Origin of the sequence: Aeromonas sp. PrichA-15 (assembly GCF_017939245.1) — a bacterium.
GTDB classification, from domain to species: Bacteria; Pseudomonadota; Gammaproteobacteria; order Enterobacterales; family Aeromonadaceae; genus Aeromonas; species Aeromonas caviae.
The window spans coordinates 1-293 of the sequence record NZ_JAGKRH010000318.1; the positions used below are offsets into that span (position 1 = coordinate 1).

The 293-nt window shown below is 58.0% G+C and carries 1 rRNA gene; it reads right to left on the bottom strand.

What is annotated here, in order from left to right:
* Nucleotides 1-293, bottom strand: a 16S ribosomal RNA gene (locus J9889_RS22435); the annotation flags it as partial.

Here is a 293-nt window from a genome sequence, read left to right on the forward strand (position 1 = left end):
CTGCTGCCTCCCGTAGGAGTCTGGACCGTGTCTCAGTTCCAGTGTGGCTGATCATCCTCTCAGACCAGCTAGGGATCGTCGCCTTGGTGAGCCATTACCTCACCAACTAGCTAATCCCACCTGGGCATATCCAATCGCGCAAGGCCTGAAGGTCCCCTGCTTTCCCCCGTAGGGCGTATGCGGTATTAGCAGTCGTTTCCAACTGTTATCCCCCTCGACTGGGCAATTTCCCAGGCATTACTCACCCGTCCGCCGCTCGCCGGCAAAAGTAGCAAGCTACTTTCCCGCTGCCG